The organism is Acinetobacter sp. A3, from assembly GCF_012371415.1.
Lineage (GTDB): Bacteria > Pseudomonadota > Gammaproteobacteria > Pseudomonadales > Moraxellaceae > Acinetobacter.
Genome location: NZ_JAAZQW010000088.1, coordinates 1 through 1,130, shown reverse-complemented (window position 1 = coordinate 1,130; position 1,130 = coordinate 1). Strand labels below are relative to the sequence as shown.

Annotated in this window: 1 protein-coding gene; it reads right to left on the bottom strand. The window is 45.2% G+C overall.

The genetic code is table 11. From position 1 onward, the window contains the following. Positions 1–1,130 (bottom strand): elongation factor Tu (gene tuf / locus HHA42_RS13315; RefSeq protein WP_216076819.1); only part of this gene is annotated, 1,130 nt, incomplete at both ends.

Here is a 1,130-nt window from a genome sequence, read left to right as displayed (position 1 = left end):
CCACCTTCACGGATCGCGAAGCGTAAACCAGCGTCCATTGCGATTGGGTGGATTAATTCTACTGACATTTCTACGTTGTCACCTGGCATTACCATTTCAACGCCTTCTTTCAACTGGATTGCACCAGTTACGTCAGTTGTACGGAAATAGAATTGTGGACGGTAACCGTTAAGGAATGGAGTGTGACGACCACCTTCTTCTTTAGAAAGTACATATACTTCCGCATCGAATTTAGTGTGTGGCTTGATTGTACCTGGTTTAGCAAGTACTTGACCACGTTGTACGTCTTCACGCTTAGTACCACGTAGAAGAACACCACAGTTCTCACCCGCACGACCTTCGTCTAGAAGTTTACGGAACATTTCTACGCCAGTTACAGTTGTTTTAACTGTGTCTTTGATACCAACGATTTCAACTTCTTCGCCTACTTTCACGATACCAGTTTCAACACGGCCAGTTACTACTGTACCACGACCAGAAATTGAGAATACGTCTTCGATTGGCATTAAGAATGCTTGGTCGATTGCACGTACTGGCTCTGGAATGTAAGTGTCAAGCGCTTCAACAAGAGCTACAACAGCGTCTTCGCCGTATTGACCTGATTCACCGTTAAGTGCTGCAAGAGCAGAACCACGGATTACTGGAGTGTCATCGCCTGGGAAGTCGTAAGTAGAAAGAAGTTCACGAACTTCCATTTCAACTAATTCGATTAACTCTTCGTCGTCTACGATATCGCATTTGTTTAAGAATACGATGATGTAAGGTACACCTACCTGACGAGAAAGAAGGATGTGTTCACGAGTTTGTGGCATTGGACCATCAGTCGCTGAACAAACAAGGATCGCACCGTCCATCTGAGCAGCACCAGTGATCATGTTTTTAACATAGTCGGCGTGGCCTGGGCAGTCTACGTGCGCGTAGTGACGAGTTGGAGAGTCGTATTCTACGTGAGAAGTATTAATTGTAATACCACGTGCTTTTTCTTCTGGTGCAGAGTCGATTGCAGCGTAGTCTTTCGCTTCACCACCGAATGTTTTTGCACATACAGTTGCAATTGCAGCTGTTAAAGTTGTTTTACCATGGTCAACGTGACCGATTGTGCCCACGTTAACGTGTGGCTTATTACGTTC